At 41.5% G+C, this 13,894-nt stretch carries 20 protein-coding genes and 1 pseudogene; 12 read left to right on the top strand and 9 right to left on the bottom strand.

Going from position 1 to position 13,894, the window contains the following annotated elements:
• The 4 genes from NF859_RS01720 to NF859_RS01705 form a co-directional block, all read left to right on the top strand.
• Nucleotides 1-487: glycosyltransferase (locus NF859_RS01720; RefSeq protein WP_252742730.1), on the top strand; the 487-nt coding region annotated here is incomplete at its 5' end.
• A gap of 136 nt (nucleotides 488-623) precedes the next feature.
• Complete coding sequence (gene asnB / locus NF859_RS01715; RefSeq protein WP_289846375.1) at nucleotides 624-2,543, top strand: asparagine synthase (glutamine-hydrolyzing); 1,920 nt, start codon at nucleotides 624-626, stop codon at nucleotides 2,541-2,543.
• Nucleotides 2,540-3,700, top strand: coding sequence for a glycosyltransferase (locus NF859_RS01710; RefSeq protein ID WP_252742728.1), 1,161 nt, complete (start codon nucleotides 2,540-2,542; stop codon nucleotides 3,698-3,700). The genes asnB and NF859_RS01710 overlap by 4 nt, the downstream gene beginning before the upstream one ends.
• Entirely contained in the window at nucleotides 3,663-4,538 is an 876-nt protein-coding gene (locus tag NF859_RS01705; protein WP_252742727.1) for a class I SAM-dependent methyltransferase, read from the top strand. Before NF859_RS01710 ends, NF859_RS01705 begins: the two co-directional genes overlap by 38 nt.
• Here NF859_RS01705 and NF859_RS01700 read toward each other — a convergent pair.
• Nucleotides 4,484-5,719, bottom strand: a complete 1,236-nt coding sequence (locus NF859_RS01700; protein ID WP_252742726.1) for a flippase — start codon at nucleotides 5,717-5,719, stop codon at nucleotides 4,484-4,486. The two genes, NF859_RS01705 and NF859_RS01700, sit on opposite strands and share 55 nt — an antisense overlap.
• Before the next feature lie 34 nt (nucleotides 5,720-5,753).
• Nucleotides 5,754-6,749, bottom strand: coding sequence for a nucleotidyltransferase family protein (locus NF859_RS01695; RefSeq protein ID WP_252742725.1), 996 nt, complete (start codon nucleotides 6,747-6,749; stop codon nucleotides 5,754-5,756).
• Between the two features lie 122 nt (nucleotides 6,750-6,871).
• On the opposite strand from NF859_RS01695, the gene NF859_RS01690 reads away from it, so the two are divergent.
• Complete coding sequence (locus tag NF859_RS01690; protein WP_252742724.1) at nucleotides 6,872-7,825, top strand: NAD-dependent epimerase/dehydratase family protein; 954 nt, start codon at nucleotides 6,872-6,874, stop codon at nucleotides 7,823-7,825.
• A 36-nt stretch (nucleotides 7,826-7,861) separates the two neighbouring features.
• Here the strand turns inward: NF859_RS01690 and NF859_RS01685 are convergent, their stop codons facing one another.
• From NF859_RS01685 to NF859_RS01665, 5 genes are all read right to left on the bottom strand, one after another.
• On the bottom strand, nucleotides 7,862-9,151 hold the full coding sequence (locus NF859_RS01685; protein WP_252742723.1) for an ATP-binding protein: 1,290 nt from the start codon (nucleotides 9,149-9,151) through the stop codon (nucleotides 7,862-7,864).
• A gap of 73 nt (nucleotides 9,152-9,224) precedes the next feature.
• Complete coding sequence (locus NF859_RS01680; protein ID WP_252742722.1) at nucleotides 9,225-9,542, bottom strand: stage II sporulation protein M; 318 nt, start codon at nucleotides 9,540-9,542, stop codon at nucleotides 9,225-9,227.
• Nucleotides 9,539-9,778, bottom strand: a complete 240-nt coding sequence (locus tag NF859_RS01675) for a hypothetical protein (RefSeq protein ID WP_252742721.1) — start codon at nucleotides 9,776-9,778, stop codon at nucleotides 9,539-9,541. The genes NF859_RS01680 and NF859_RS01675 overlap by 4 nt, the downstream gene beginning before the upstream one ends.
• Nucleotides 9,779-9,802: 24 nt before the next feature.
• Nucleotides 9,803-10,045 (bottom strand): hypothetical protein, encoded by a 243-nt coding sequence (locus tag NF859_RS01670; RefSeq protein ID WP_252742720.1) that lies wholly within the window; start codon nucleotides 10,043-10,045, stop codon nucleotides 9,803-9,805.
• An 18-nt stretch (nucleotides 10,046-10,063) separates the two neighbouring features.
• Nucleotides 10,064-10,372, bottom strand: a complete 309-nt coding sequence (locus NF859_RS01665; RefSeq protein WP_252742719.1) for a hypothetical protein — start codon at nucleotides 10,370-10,372, stop codon at nucleotides 10,064-10,066.
• 274 nt (nucleotides 10,373-10,646) lie between these two features.
• Between NF859_RS01665 and NF859_RS01660 the strand changes: the two genes are divergently transcribed.
• From NF859_RS01660 to NF859_RS01630, 7 genes are read left to right on the top strand one after another with little or no spacing between them, the layout of a single operon-like run.
• Nucleotides 10,647-11,177 carry an inorganic diphosphatase gene (locus tag NF859_RS01660; protein ID WP_004067338.1) on the top strand — a complete coding sequence of 177 codons (531 nt, stop codon included), beginning with the start codon at nucleotides 10,647-10,649 and terminating at the stop codon, nucleotides 11,175-11,177.
• Nucleotides 11,178-11,209: 32 nt separating this feature from the next.
• Nucleotides 11,210-11,773, top strand: coding sequence for a DNA-directed RNA polymerase (locus NF859_RS01655; RefSeq protein ID WP_004067339.1), 564 nt, complete (start codon nucleotides 11,210-11,212; stop codon nucleotides 11,771-11,773).
• Between the two features lie 2 nt (nucleotides 11,774-11,775).
• Complete coding sequence (gene spt4 / locus NF859_RS01650) at nucleotides 11,776-11,961, top strand: transcription elongation factor subunit Spt4 (protein WP_004067340.1); 186 nt, start codon at nucleotides 11,776-11,778, stop codon at nucleotides 11,959-11,961.
• Between the two features lies 1 nt (nucleotide 11,962).
• The gene (locus NF859_RS01645; protein ID WP_004067341.1) at nucleotides 11,963-12,505 is read left to right on the top strand and encodes a GTP-dependent dephospho-CoA kinase; all 543 of its coding nucleotides are present in this window, start codon (nucleotides 11,963-11,965) and stop codon (nucleotides 12,503-12,505) included.
• A complete protein-coding gene (locus NF859_RS01640) occupies nucleotides 12,495-12,794 on the top strand; it encodes a 30S ribosomal protein S24e (RefSeq protein WP_252742718.1) in 300 nt (99 codons plus the stop codon). The genes NF859_RS01645 and NF859_RS01640 overlap by 11 nt, the downstream gene beginning before the upstream one ends.
• Nucleotides 12,795-12,799: 5 nt before the next feature.
• Complete coding sequence (locus NF859_RS01635; protein ID WP_004067343.1) at nucleotides 12,800-12,964, top strand: 30S ribosomal protein S27ae; 165 nt, start codon at nucleotides 12,800-12,802, stop codon at nucleotides 12,962-12,964.
• 24 nt (nucleotides 12,965-12,988) lie between these two features.
• Nucleotides 12,989-13,564, top strand: coding sequence for a HemK2/MTQ2 family protein methyltransferase (locus NF859_RS01630; RefSeq protein ID WP_252742717.1), 576 nt, complete (start codon nucleotides 12,989-12,991; stop codon nucleotides 13,562-13,564).
• Here NF859_RS01630 and NF859_RS01625 read toward each other — a convergent pair.
• Nucleotides 13,551-13,691 carry a hypothetical protein gene (locus NF859_RS01625; protein ID WP_252742716.1) on the bottom strand — a complete coding sequence of 47 codons (141 nt, stop codon included), beginning with the start codon at nucleotides 13,689-13,691 and terminating at the stop codon, nucleotides 13,551-13,553. The genes NF859_RS01630 and NF859_RS01625 overlap by 14 nt on opposite strands.
• Before the next feature lie 71 nt (nucleotides 13,692-13,762).
• A pseudogene (locus NF859_RS01620) lies at nucleotides 13,763-13,894 on the bottom strand (IS6 family transposase); the annotation flags it as partial.

Genomic DNA, 13,894 nt, shown 5'->3' with positions numbered 1-13,894 from the left:
TGATGCGCTTTCGAGAGAACCAACTAGATACAAGATCCTTTTTGTGGGAGGTGGGAAGAGCGTGGGTGAATTACAGAAGATTGTAAGAACCCGCTATCCAGAGCTTGATGTTGAATTTGTCGGAAGCATCGACTACAAGTTAATTGCCAACTATTATAGATTGTGTGATGTTGTGTTTGCTTGGTATCCCCCAAGGGAAAACGTGAAGCGTGCTATTGCAGTTAAGGTTTTTGAGGCCTGCTCTCTTGGTGTTCCTATTATTGTTAACAGTGGGACACTTATGGAAGATTTTGTTAAAGAGTACAAGTGTGGTATACCTTTGAGAGAACTACGTGCAGAGGAGATAGTAAATGCACTTGAGAATATGCCAAAAATAAAAAAGTCCCTCAGCTCTTTTAAGGGGACAATCACAAATAAATGGAAGTGGGATAGAGAGGTAAAAAAATTGTGTAGGGTCTATGAATGGATAGTCAACTTAAATCCTTAGAAATGAAGTTGTTGATACTTACAAACTCCTACTCGACTTCGAAGGGAAAGATGTTGGGAAGCTTCGTTGAAGAGCGAATTCAGAGTTAATTACTTATTTATCTCATCATTGGGGTTGTCTTGGGAGGGATTAAGCAATGTGTGGGATTAATGGGTTTTCGTGGGGTGATCTGGGGCTTGTCAAGCGGATGAATGAGAGTATTCGTCATCGTGGTCCTGATGGAGAGGGTGTTTACGTTGATGAGAACGTTAGCCTTGGTCACGTGAGGCTGGCTATTATAGACTTATCTCCAAGAGGGCACCAACCAATGTTTTACTCTAAGGAACTTGGAGCTTCTTCTGAAAGACACAATCCTGAAAATATGGAGAACTCTCCTGTGGTTATCGTGTATAATGGCGAAATCTACAATTTTAAAGAACTCCGAGAAGAGTTGGAGAAGAGGGGTTATGGCTTTTCAACTAACACTGATACTGAGGTTATTCTTGCTTCTTATCTGGAATGGGGTTTTGATTGTATTAAAAAATTCAAAGGTATGTGGGCTTTTGCGATTTATGATAAGCACAAGAACATCCTCTTCCTGAGCAGGGACAGGTTTGGCATAAAACCCTTGTACTATTATTATGATGGCAAAAACCTCACCTTCAGTTCAGAAATCAAGGCAATGCTAAAACACAACATACAGAAAAAACCGAATGATGCCATTATCTTTGATTTTCTCTACTACAACCTTTTGGATCATACAGAGGAGACATTTTTTGAAGGAATTAAGAGAGTGATGCCAGGGCACAGCGTTATCTTTGATTTAAAAACCCGGAAATTGAAAGTTTCGAAGTATTATGATTTAAGAGAGGTACTCAAGAAAGGATCTGAGAAACCTGATAGCGAAAAGTTCAGAGAGCTATTCTTCTCTGCGGTTAAAAGAAGACTTATAGCTGATGTTCCCGTTGGTTCATGTCTCAGCGGGGGGTTGGACAGCTCAAGCATAGTCTGTACAATGCGCGCAGTTAATCCAAGGGCTGAAATAAGAACGTTTTCCCTAATATTCCCCGGAAAAGACATAGATGAGAGCGAATACCAAAAGGCAGTGGTTGAGAAGTGCAAAGTTGAATGGAACACGACGACTTTTTCTTCTGAAGATGTAATACGAGATATTGAAGACTTGATTAACACTCAGGAAGAGCCATTTTCGACATTGAGTATATACGGCCAGTATATGGTAATGAAACTCGCGCGTGAGAGGGGAATGAAAGTTCTGCTCGACGGTCAGGGGAGTGACGAGATACTGGCAGGCTATCACTATTTCTTTGGATACTATTTTGCGGAGCTCTTTCGCCGTATGAAATGGATACGTTTGATTAAGGAGATCTTGGCTTATAAAAGGCTCCATGGAAGCATTGCTCCCGTGAAGAACATGATTTTGTACCTTCTTCCTACGTGGATAACCAAGAAAATGTGGAGAAAGAAATACTCCCATTTAAACCCCGAATTCATCGACAGATTCAAGGACAGAACAACGAAAGAGGCAACTTGGAAAATTAGAAGTTTAAACGAGGCTCTACTCCTAGCTGAAACTTACTATTCTCTTCTCCACCTCCTCCGCTTTGAGGATAAGAACTCAATGAGATGGAGCATAGAAAGCAGGGTGCCCTTCTGTGACCATGAGCTAGTGGAGTATACCCTTTCGTTGCCTCCCGAGGCCAAACTCTCCATGGGAATTACAAAGAGAATACTGCGGGAAGCTCTCGAAGACGTTTTGCCAGACAAGATACGAAACCGGCTCTCCAAGATCGGGTTTGCAACGCCTGATACAGACCTTCTAAGAACAGAGAGCGGACGTAAATTCGTGGAGGGGATAATAAACTCTGAATCCTTTAAGTCTAGGCGGTATTGGGATGCCGACAAGGTTAAGAAAATGTTTTATGAGCACGTATCTGGTAAGAAAAACCATTCACTTGAACTTTGGAAAGCCGTGATCCTGGAACTGTGGTTGAAGAGGTGGATTGATAACTCAGAAAAAGATGGAAAAGAAAGTAGTGGTGGAGGTGGTTTATATTGAGAATTTTAATGATTCTTAATAATCATTATTCTAATGATCCTCGAGTTACTGCTGAGGCAGAGAGTTTAATCAAGCACGGATATGAAGTCAAAGTTATAGCATGGGATCGAAAAGGAGAATATCCCTTACACGAGGTTATTAATAGTGTTGAAGTTCTTAGAGTACAAATTCCAAAGATTATTGGTAAGTTACTCCATTTTGAGATACTAAAAGTCCCAGTTTGGCAAGTTCTAGCGTATAAGAAAGCGTTAGAACTGTACAAACACTGGAAATTTAAGATAGTGCATGTCCACGACTGGCCAGATTTACCAGTGGGGGTCATGTTAAAACAGAGAATTAGGAATATCTTTTTAGTATATGATTCACACGAAGTCTGGAATTATATGATATTCACTAATAGGCTTCCTGAGTGGGTTTGGGAAGTAATATGGAGAGAAAGAGCAATGTTAAAGCATATAGATGCACTTGTAACAGTCGGAAGAGGGTACAAGAATTATTTCCTGCGATACTTTGGGAAAGTTAAAATAATCCAGAATGCGAAGTCAAAAGTACCTTCTTGGAAAAAGCCGAACACAAACCCTCTTACGGTCGTGTATATTGGCGGATTTGATGAAGATAGATGCATAAAAGAGCTCGTTGATACTATCTGCGAAATTAATCTGCCCGTGCTGTTACTTGTTGCTGGCCCTAAACATAAAAAATACTTAAGACTATTTGAATCCTCTGCCGAATGTGGTGTTAAATATGTGGGTTATGTTTCAAAATCAGATGTCATCCCTATGACCGTCAATTCAAGCGTGGTATATTTTGTGTTTAAAGATTCTAACCCCTTATATAAAATTGGGATGCCTAACAAGCTGTTCGAGGCGATATCTGCTGGGAGAGCATCCTTGGCGGGAAGAGAAACGGCAAGTGGAAATTTTGTTGAGGAGTATCGTATCGGTTTAGTTGTTGACTGCAATGTTGGGGAGATCAAAAGAGCTTTAACAGTCCTTATTGAGAATCCAAAATTAATAGTTAAATTTGGACGGAGAGCGTATCTAATTAGTAATAAATACAACTGGAGTAGAGAATTCAAGAAACTAGTAGAGCTTTATAAGGAATGGGGGGTAACTTCTCATGAAAAGTGTAGATATGATGATAGAAAAGATAATTGACGAACTCCACAATTTGGGAATTTCAAATATCGAGCACATAATACCTAGTGTCCACTTTTATCTGTCCGCTATCCTTATATCCACTGAAAAGAATAAAAAGAACCAAAAGCCTCTAAAGGTGCTCGATATTGGATGTTCGAAGGGGTATGGTATCTATATCATGAAAAAGCTATGTCCTGAATGTAAATTTATTGGAATAGACATAGATGAGTACAGTGTATCTGTCTCAAATACCATGCTATCGAACTTGAATAATGCTACATGTGTCGTTGGGGATATTATAGATGAGGATACTGTAAAAAGCATTTACTTAGAACATGGGCTTTTTGATATTATAACATGTTTTGAGGTTTATGAACACATACCTTCTCAAAGTGCAAAGAAGCTTCTCAAACATATAAAGTTCCTTTTGAAGTCAGAAGGATTGTTATTTATCTCAACTCCAAATAAGCGCATTTATGACATTGATGCATATACAGCAGATCATATAAACGAAGTGTTCCCTCAAGAGTTTATAAGAGAATTGGAATTGGCAGGATTTTCTGTTTTAAATATCTTTGGTTTATATACTCAGAATCCCACTCTCATACAAATGTTAGAGAAATTGAACTTAGGAGCGAGAATTGGAGATAGAAAGAATGATTTATCCTTTTCTAAAAAACTTCTTAGATATATCATTGTCTCTCTCCTCTCTCCAGACAGGGTGTACAGCTCGATCCTAAAAAAAGTCTCATACAAGAAATATCTTGAGTTCAAAGCTAAGAAAGCACGTCTGACAGGGGACTACCTAAATTCCTCCCTTATCTTCGTTGTTGCTAAAAACACTGCAAAAACTTGACTCACTACTGTTGCCACTGCAGCTCCCTTCACCCCATAAGTTAGTATCAGGAAATAGTTTAGTACAACATTTAGCAAAGCAGTAAACCCAGTTATCTTAGTAAACGTCAGTTCCCCCCCAGTTGCATTTAAAAAACTCCCAAGAAGAGAATTTAAAAACATAAATGGTACTGCAAAGGCCAAAATCCTAAGCACAGAGACACTCGCAAGGAACTCTTTGCCGAACACTATGATGATTCCCCAATGGGCGAGAATAAAATATCCAACTAAACCTAAAACTCCCAGTCCAGTTAACATTTGAAGGCTCTTCTTAAGGAGAATATTCAGCGTTTTCTTGTCTTGCTCCCACAGCCTCGCCATTGAAGGCATCGTTGTTGAAACGACAATACTTGGAACAAACATAGGAACCTCAATTAAAGTATACGCTGCCCTGTAAATTCCAGTTTCATAATCCCCCCGAAGTATACTTAGCATCACCATATCCGTGCGATAATATATCATTGTGAAAAGTCCAATTAACCAGAAAGGGTAGGACTTTTTCAGAAGAAAAAGCCATATCTGCGGATTAAATCGAACGCTGATTTTTTTGACGTATCTGGCTCCCCATTTTATTCTTAGGAACTCTCTAACTGTATAGCCAATGAGAAGTGCAAGTATAAAAGGTGAGAGAGATCTGAAGAAGTAAAGAACGGTCCCTCCAACAAAAAATGCCCAAAACCTCTCAACAGTCCTTGCAATAGCCTCATATTTAGTCACTTCATGGGCATACATAAGCTGGACAAGCGCCAATGAAACCCAAGTAAGCATGGCTTCAGCCCCGACCACTAGTATGAGGGCTTTAATCCACATTGGTTTTGGTAGGAATAAAGTTAAGACAACTATAACAACAAAATTAACCAACGCAAGCACAATCTTAAGCCCCAATACATCTGGAAGAAGTTCATCAGCCTTACTCCTATCCCTCGCAACCTCGCGCATAAAATAGTAGCCAACTCCTAGGTCCGAAAAAATCCCCAAAAGTCCCACATAGTAAAATATGAACGAGTACTGCCCAAGACCCTCCGGACCTAGGGTTCTGCTTAAAATAACTATTACACCATAGGCTAATAACTTCGAAATAACTTCGGCGCTAAAGAGCCAACCTGCATTTTTAAGCAACTTCAATTTTAAACTCTCGGTCATGACAACTTCTCAATAGAAAAGAGAGATTAAAAACCTAATCCCCCCTCTGTATCTTCGCGTGCCCACCAACCAAACTTTTCTTAAGCTCCAAATTTCTTATTTCGCACTTCTCATCGATTATGGAACGCCATATCGTGGAGCTCCTTATAATCGTGTCATCAAAGATTATTGAATCACTCACATCCGAGTTCTCTATGATGCAGTTCTCGCCTATGTAAGCATAGGGCCCAACTATCGACCTGCCCAAAATCTTTGCACCCCTCTTTATAACCACCGGAGGAATGATCTTTGAATAAGGGCTTATCTGAATTTCCTCGATCTGGCTCTCCTTCAAAAGCGTTTTCATTGCCTCAAGATAGCTGTCTGCGGAGCCTATGTCATACCAGTAGTCATCGAACTTGTAAGCATAGACCTCAACCCCTTTCCTAAGTAGCCACTCTATGAAATAACCTGGAGAATCTCTGTTACCATCTTTAAGGTACTCGTCAACCATTCCAATGATCTCCTTCGGGAGGGCATAGACGCCAGTGCTTATCATGGTCGACTTTGGTTGCAGAGGCTTCTCTTGGAAATCAACCACCCTGTCTCCCTCAAGAACCACAACTCCGTACCTTTTTGCAAACTCAAAGTCGCCAACGTCGTAAACGGCTATGAGCGGTTTCCCGTTGTAGCGCTTCAAAAACTCCGCCAGCGAGAATGAGAACAGGTTATCACCCGCAACTATTAAATAATCGTCGAGGCCGAGCTTTGAGATGGCGTATTTGATTGCCCCAATGGTCCCTAGCTTTTCCTCTTCACTAAGTGTTTCCTCGACTATGAGCTCTACGCTGTTCTCTTCCGCCCACTTCTTGAAGTGCCTCTCAAAGAACTTGTTTGTTGACACATAAACTTCCAGACCAAGCTCTTTGGTCTTCTCGAGGATGTAGTCGATGATATACTTATTCCCAACAGGCAAGAGAGGCTTGGGCTTTCCCTTTGTTATTGGCCACAACCTTGTCGCATAACCGCCGGCCATGATTAGAACCTTCATATTTTCTCTCCCCCGTAGACTTTCGGGTTATGATGCTCTCTTGCACACTATTACACAGCAAAATACTAAAAACTTTTCCTAAAGCTTAAGAACTTTCCAGTAGGAATTAGTGTGGTGATAGAATGAAAGTCCTCGTAACTGGTGGTGCCGGGTTCATAGGCTCTCATCTGGTTGATAAGCTTATGGAAGAGGAGCATGAGGTTAGAGTCCTCGACGACTTAAGCGCTGGGGATTTGAAAAACATCGAGCAATGGCTTGGTCATGAAAGGTTTGAGTTCATCAAGGGGGACATGAGAGATGTAGAGGCCATAAGAGAAGCAGTTAAAGGCGTTGAAGTAGTATTCCACCTTGCTGCAAATCCTGAGGTGAGAATAGGAGCTCAAAGTCCAGAGCTCCTCTATGAGACAAATGTCTTAATCACATACAACCTCCTTGAGGCAATGAGAAAAGAGGGAGTGAAGGTTCTCGCTTTTACCTCATCGTCAACGGTTTACGGTGAGGCCAAAAAGATTCCGACGCCGGAGGATTATGGTCCAATGGAGCCAATAAGCGTTTACGGTGGGGCTAAATTAGCAGCTGAAGCCCTGATTTCTGGTTATGCTCACACTTTTGACATGAAGGCCATAGTGTTTAGGCTGGCTAACATAATTGGAAAGCGCTCAAACCATGGGGTCATCTATGATTTCATAAACAAGCTCAAGAAGAACCCGAACAGGCTGGAAATCCTTGGGGATGGGACGCAGAGGAAGAGCTACCTCCACGTGAGCGACACCGTTGAGGCAATGCTGCACCTCTTCAACGAGTTCCTCAAGGAAGATAAAACTTATGACGTCTACAACGTTGGAAGTGAGGACTGGATAACGGTGAAGGAAATAGCGGAGATCGTGAGCAGAGAAATGGGATTAAACCCAGAGTTCTACTTTACTGGTGGCGTCGATGGTGGGAGAGGATGGAAGGGTGATGTTAAGGTAATGCTCTTAAGCATTGAGAAGGCCAAAGCCAAGGGCTGGAAGCCAAAGATGAACAGCAGAGAGGCCGTTGAAAAAACCGTAAGGGAGCTTTTGGGAAAGGAATAACCCTTTAGTCTCTCCACAATAAAAAAGAAAAAATGTCTAGAGTGATAAGAGCCACTTCCACAGGGGCACAACCCTGATTTCCTTACCCTTTTCTCTAATTAGCTCCTCTTGATCCCATGTTATGAGGAGCAGATTTCCACATTTGAGCTCTTTTGAAGCTTCGATTAAAGCTGAGATTTCTCTTTCATAGTTACTGTCATTAAGCTCGTGAGTAACCTGAATTATTTGTTTGACTGTCCCGTTCTCTCGTACAACAAAATCTGCTTCCTTTCCATTCTTTGTTCTATAGTAGAATATGTTTCTATTCGGCTCCAAGCCTGATTTTAAAAGTTCGGTAAAGACTAAGTTTTCCAGCAATCTTCCCTTATCTTCAACACCCAGGATCGTTAAAAGTCCATTGTCCACTAAATAGGGCTTAAATCCATACAGCTCCTGGAGTTTGTATGACTTTATCAGAGGTCTGAGAGGATAGAACACAAGCGAATCTTCTAGATATTCCAGATAGTTTGCAACCGTTGTCTTTCCTACGTTAATGCCAATGCCCTTCAAGTTTTTATATGCTTTGGAAATTGAAAGATGGGTGGAAAATGCAAGCATCCTGAAGAGGAGCTTCAATGCCCTTATGTTAACAATTCCCCATCTTTCAACGATATCTTTGTAAATCGTTAAGTCGATTATCTCTCGGAGGATTTCCCTTCTGAGGGAAAAATCTAACACGACCTCAGGATAGCTTCCCCAAAGGAGATACTCCCTGAGCAGCTTTTTGATTTTTGCCTCTTCATACGTGGAGTAAAAGGGAGCAGGTCTTATATTCCGTGATTTCAATACTTCTTTGAATGAAAAGGGATAAATTTTTAGAGATATACTTCTCCCCCTCAGTTCGGTTGCAATTTCCTTAGATAAAAGTCTGGAGGAAGAACCCGAAACTACTACCTGCTGATTTTTATCAAGTAGGAATCTCACAAACTTTTCCCAGTTGTCTATTGTTTGAACTTCATCCAAGAAAAAATAGTTGCGCTTCTTTGCGTTTTCAGGAAATAGGGAGTAGTAAACGTCCAAAAGATTCAGTAGATCTTCAAGTGTGGTACCTATTGTCCTTGGATCTTCTAAATTGATATAGAGCGTCTCGTCTTTTCTGACCCCCTGTTTTAAAAGTTCTTTGATTATCTGAAACATGAAGTAAGTTTTACCGGCTCTCCTGGGCCCAATAATGACTAATGCTCTCTGAATTTTAGGCAGGGTGTAGTTTATGTCCCTTTCAATAAGCTCGACATCCCATTCCAAATAATCCCTTATAATTTTGCCCCAGGTCTCCTTTGATATCATGTACTAGATATAGTACTAGTGATTTATAAAGATTTGTACCGCAAATGGTCCAACCTTAAAGTAGTGAGTGCTATCAAGCCATGTGTACAGCTAATTTTAACGTTATTTCTGCCTCAATTACTGCCGCAATAAATATCAATGCTATTGAAACTCCAACTAGCTTGAAGAATTCTTTGGCGTCTTCTTCAGTTATTATTTCCTCTTTTTTGCCTAAGGCAAACCTCAACAGCTCGTAAGGTATTTTAAAACCTGCAGCTCCGGCAATGATCAACGCTGGAATTTCAAAGATGCCGTGGGGGAGGATTAGAAGGAAGAAAGTTGTAACATCGTTTAGAATCCAAGCTTCATAAAAGATAGTTCCCAAATTCATGCCATTAATGACCAAATTCAAAAACTCATCCCTCCTAAAGTAAGAGTTCCTCCAAAAGACAGTAGCAGAATAGTCCAGAGATTGGTCATGAAAATAAAACCAAATGATATATTGTCAAATTCCCTTAAAAATGGATGTGAATTGATATTCCCATTTAGTTTATATCCTTCTGAAAGAACTAGGCCCAATAAAAATCCTAAAACAAAAATTAAAAATGAAAAACATAATAACCCTGTGGACTTTGGTTTATCCCCCATTTGTTTCACCATCAAACTGGACTTCTAAGATTCTGAGTTGTTATGTTGCTTAATGGTTTCTATAGCACTAACAAGGGCTATTAGCAGTAATGCAAATCCCAGAGAGGATTCTGAAAATCCTTTTATGGAGGTAATCAGGGGTTTTTCAATTACTCCAACAATTTGCCAAAACAAAATTGTTAAACTGATAACAATCCCTGAAATAATGCTTAATGCAAATTCCTTCGGAGTTATTTTGTGCCTCCCTAAAGTAATATAAAAGTTCATTATTCCCACCGTATGTCCTTATAGCACCAAAGCTGCTCCAACATATGGGCAAAGACGTGCAAGTCCTCTTGCTCCCACTTTAAGTGCTACATGATATATTCCTCTCATTGCAACCTTAACGCTTCCTGCTTGTACACTTCCACCCACAAACGCTACGTTTCCTAAAATGCCTCCAGTAACACCTGAGATAAACTGCTTGGGATCTCCTGTTTTGTGCCATCTGTAAAGCCCATAGACTGCTCCAGCTTTGCTCTCTTCAACAGCCCCTCCAACCACAACACCCAAAGCCATCAATACCAAACCCAAAGCAAGTGCTTTCCTCCACATTGGTTACCACCAATGATTATAATTAAGCAACTACAATAAAAAGTTTTTCTTCAAAATGTTGATTACCACTATCGTGGTATCGATGTGACATTAGCTCTATGACAAACATCACATCAACAAGACTGTCAAAATACCAGAACCAGAAACCATCATATAACTCTCCTACCCAACCTAAGCGACAACTTTAAAAACCAACCTTAAAAGCTAAAAGCAGAAGCCAACTTTTGGGTTAGGTTTATAACTAAATCTTCTGAAAACCAAAGAGGTGATTGAGATGAATCCATTCCACGATTTGGAGCCCGGACCGGAAGTACCGGAAGTTGTTTACGCCCTAATAGAGATTCCAAAGGGGAGCAGAAACAAGTATGAGCTTGACAAAAAGACCGGCCTTATAAAGCTCGATAGAGTTCTTTACAGCCCGTTCCACTACCCGGTCGACTATGGAATCATCCCACAAACATGGTACGATGACGACGACCCGTTTGACATCATGGTCATAATGAGGGAGCCAACATATCCGGGAGTGCTCATTGAGGCAAGACCAATAGGCCTCTTCAAGATGATAGACAGCGGCGACAAGGACTACAAGGTATTGGCGGTTCCAGTGGAAGATCCCTACTTTAATGACTGGAAGGACATAAGCGACGTTCCGAAGGCTTTCCTTGACGAGATTGCGCACTTCTTCCAGAGATACAAAGAGCTTCAAGGTAAGGAGATCATTGTTGAGGGCTGGGAAAATGCAGAGAAGGCAAAGCAAGAAATACTTAGGGCAATAGAGCTTTACAAGGAGAAATTCAAGAAGTGATTCTCCTCTTTTAAAATTTTGGAGGTAAGAAAATGTACAAGCTCATTCAGGTCAAAGACGTTGTGAGAATCCCTCCGAAAATGTTCACAATGGATCCAAAAGAAGCCGCTAAGATAGTTCTGCGAGAGGCTTATGAGGGGATTTACGATAAAGATGAGGGTGTTATTTTGGCGATTCTTGACGTTCACGAAATTAGCGAGGGAGTAATAATCCATGGAGATGGTGCCACATATCATGAGGCCGTCTTTGACGTCCTTGTGTGGAAGCCCGAGATGCACGAGGTTGTTGAGGGAGAGGTTATCGACGTTGTTCCCTACGGTGCTTTCATAAGGATCGGCCCCATGGATGGTTTGGTCCACATATCCCAGCTTATGGATGATTACGTTGTCTTTGACGAGAAGAATGCTCAATTCGTTGGAAAGGAGAAGGGCTACATTCTAAAGCTTGGCGATGCTGTAAGGGCTAGGATAATAGCCGTCAGCGAGAAGAGCAAGATAATCAGAGAGAACAAGATAGGCCTTACCATGAGACAGCCCGGATTAGGAAAGTTCGATTGGATACAAAAAGAGAAGAGAAAAGCCCAAAGTGGTGAGTGAGAATGACCGAAAAGGCTTGCAGGCACTGTCACTACATAACTAACGAAGATCGATGCCCCGTTTGCGGAAGTAGGGATTTGAGTGATGAATGGTTTGACCTCGTCATAATTCTTGATCCCGAAAATTCCAAAATAGCTCAAAGGCTCGGAGTGAAGGTTCCAGGGAAATACGCCATAAGGGTCAGGTAGAATGTCTCGGGAATTTTACTTTAAACTCACAGAAGACCTCAGGAAGGAGCTTAAAAACCCTATAGGTAGGTTAATCAAGGGAGAAATGCCGCAGCCTTACCTAATCTCCCGGAGAGAACTTGAGAATGCACCTTATTTAGTTACAGTTGGAGATGTGGTCACTGAAAATGTCCTCAGGCTTGGTATAAAGCCCTCTATCGCTATCTACGATCACAAAACTAAGAGGAGGGAATATGAACCAGACATTGAGCTTGGAGCGGTTGTGCTAACTACAAAAAATCCGCCTGGAACAATAACGAAAGCTTTATTAAATGCTATCAAAAAGTCCTTTGAACTTGCCAAAAGGGGAAGAAGGGTCTACATAAAGGTAAACGGTGAGGAGGATTTAGCCGCCATTCCGGCCGTCCTCTATGCCCCTGAGGGGACGTTGGTGGTTTACGGGCAGCCGGATGAGGGGATAGTACTTATAAAGGTCACACCCGAATGTAAGCGCAGATGCGCTCAACTGCTTAGAAAGATGGAGGTGGTTTACGATGGAGATTAGGGTTATCGAGACTAAAGAAAACAAGCTCCTCGGAAGAAAGGAAATATACTTCGAGGTCATCCACGAAGGTGAGCCAACTCCTTCAAGGAAAGATGTTAAAGGAAAGCTCGTTGCAATGCTCGACCTAAACCCAGAGACAACGGTTATTCAGTACATAAGAAGCTACTTCGGAAGTAGAGTCAGCAAGGGCTATGCTAAGGCTTATGAAAGCAAAGAAAGGATGCTTTACATAGAGCCCGAGTACATCCTGAGGAGAGATGGGATACTACAAGAAGGAGAAGGGGAGTGATGTAAATGGCCAAGAAGCCCTCCCAAAAATGGAAGCTTTATGAAGTCAAGGATGGAAAAGTTACAAGAAAGAACAGGTTCTGCCCAAGATGCGGTCCCGGTGTTTTCATGGCAAACCACAAGGACAGATGGACCTGCGGTAGATGCGGATACACAGAGTGGAAGAAGTGATCTCTTTTCTTTTTCGGTGTTTTTATGATTTATCGTGGTCTCAAAATTAAGCTCCATCCTCAGGTTTATGAGCCCGCTGAGGACACTTTTTTGCTAGCTGAGAGTCTGAAGGTTAAAGAAGGGGACGTTGCCCTTGATGTAGGCACTGGAACCGGGATAATAGTCCTTTTAATGGCCAAAAAAGCCAAGTTCGTTCTTGGAGTGGATATCAATCCACTTGCAGTTGAGCTTGCAAAAGAAAACGCAAGGCTAAACGGTATAACCAATGTCGAGTTCAGGCAGAGCGATCTTTTTGAGAACGTTGAAGGGAAGTTTGACATAATAACATTCAACGCCCCATATCTCCCGGGCGAACCGGAAGAACCTATAGACCTTGCCTTGGTTGGAGGAGAGAGCGGGAGAGAAGTCCTTGACAGGTTTCTTGAAGGGTTTCCCCATTATCTCAAAGAAAATGGAGTCGTTCAGATAGTTCAGTCTTCAATAACCGGCATAGAGGAGACTCTAAAAAAGCTTGAATCCAAGGGCTTCATTGCAGAAATAACGGCTAAGGAGAGATATTTCTTTGAGGATATTGTGGTTATCACGGCTAGGCGAGCCTGATTCTCGGGACCTCTTGGATAAACCTGACTTTGGGCTTTGATTCTATCTCGCTCTCTTCCTCAAAGAATCCCTTTTCAAAAACCCTCTCCCGTGTTTTGATTGTAATCCTTGGTTTTAGTTCGTGCATGGAAATTGAGTGAACACAATAGTATTTAAGTCTTTCGCCGAAATATTTTTCGACAGTGAAATATGATACTGTTAGGATAACTGGGGTATCACCTCCTGAAGCCATTCAGTAACATCACCCGGAGGTCCACCAAACCTAGAATGAATTCTGACAAAATTATACCAAAAAGCAAACAGAAAAACAAACCTATGAACTCTTTTCCA

This window comes from Thermococcus alcaliphilus (assembly GCF_024054535.1).
Taxonomy (GTDB): domain Archaea; phylum Methanobacteriota_B; class Thermococci; order Thermococcales; family Thermococcaceae; genus Thermococcus_A; species Thermococcus_A alcaliphilus.
This window is presented reverse-complemented; position numbering and strand designations above follow the sequence as displayed.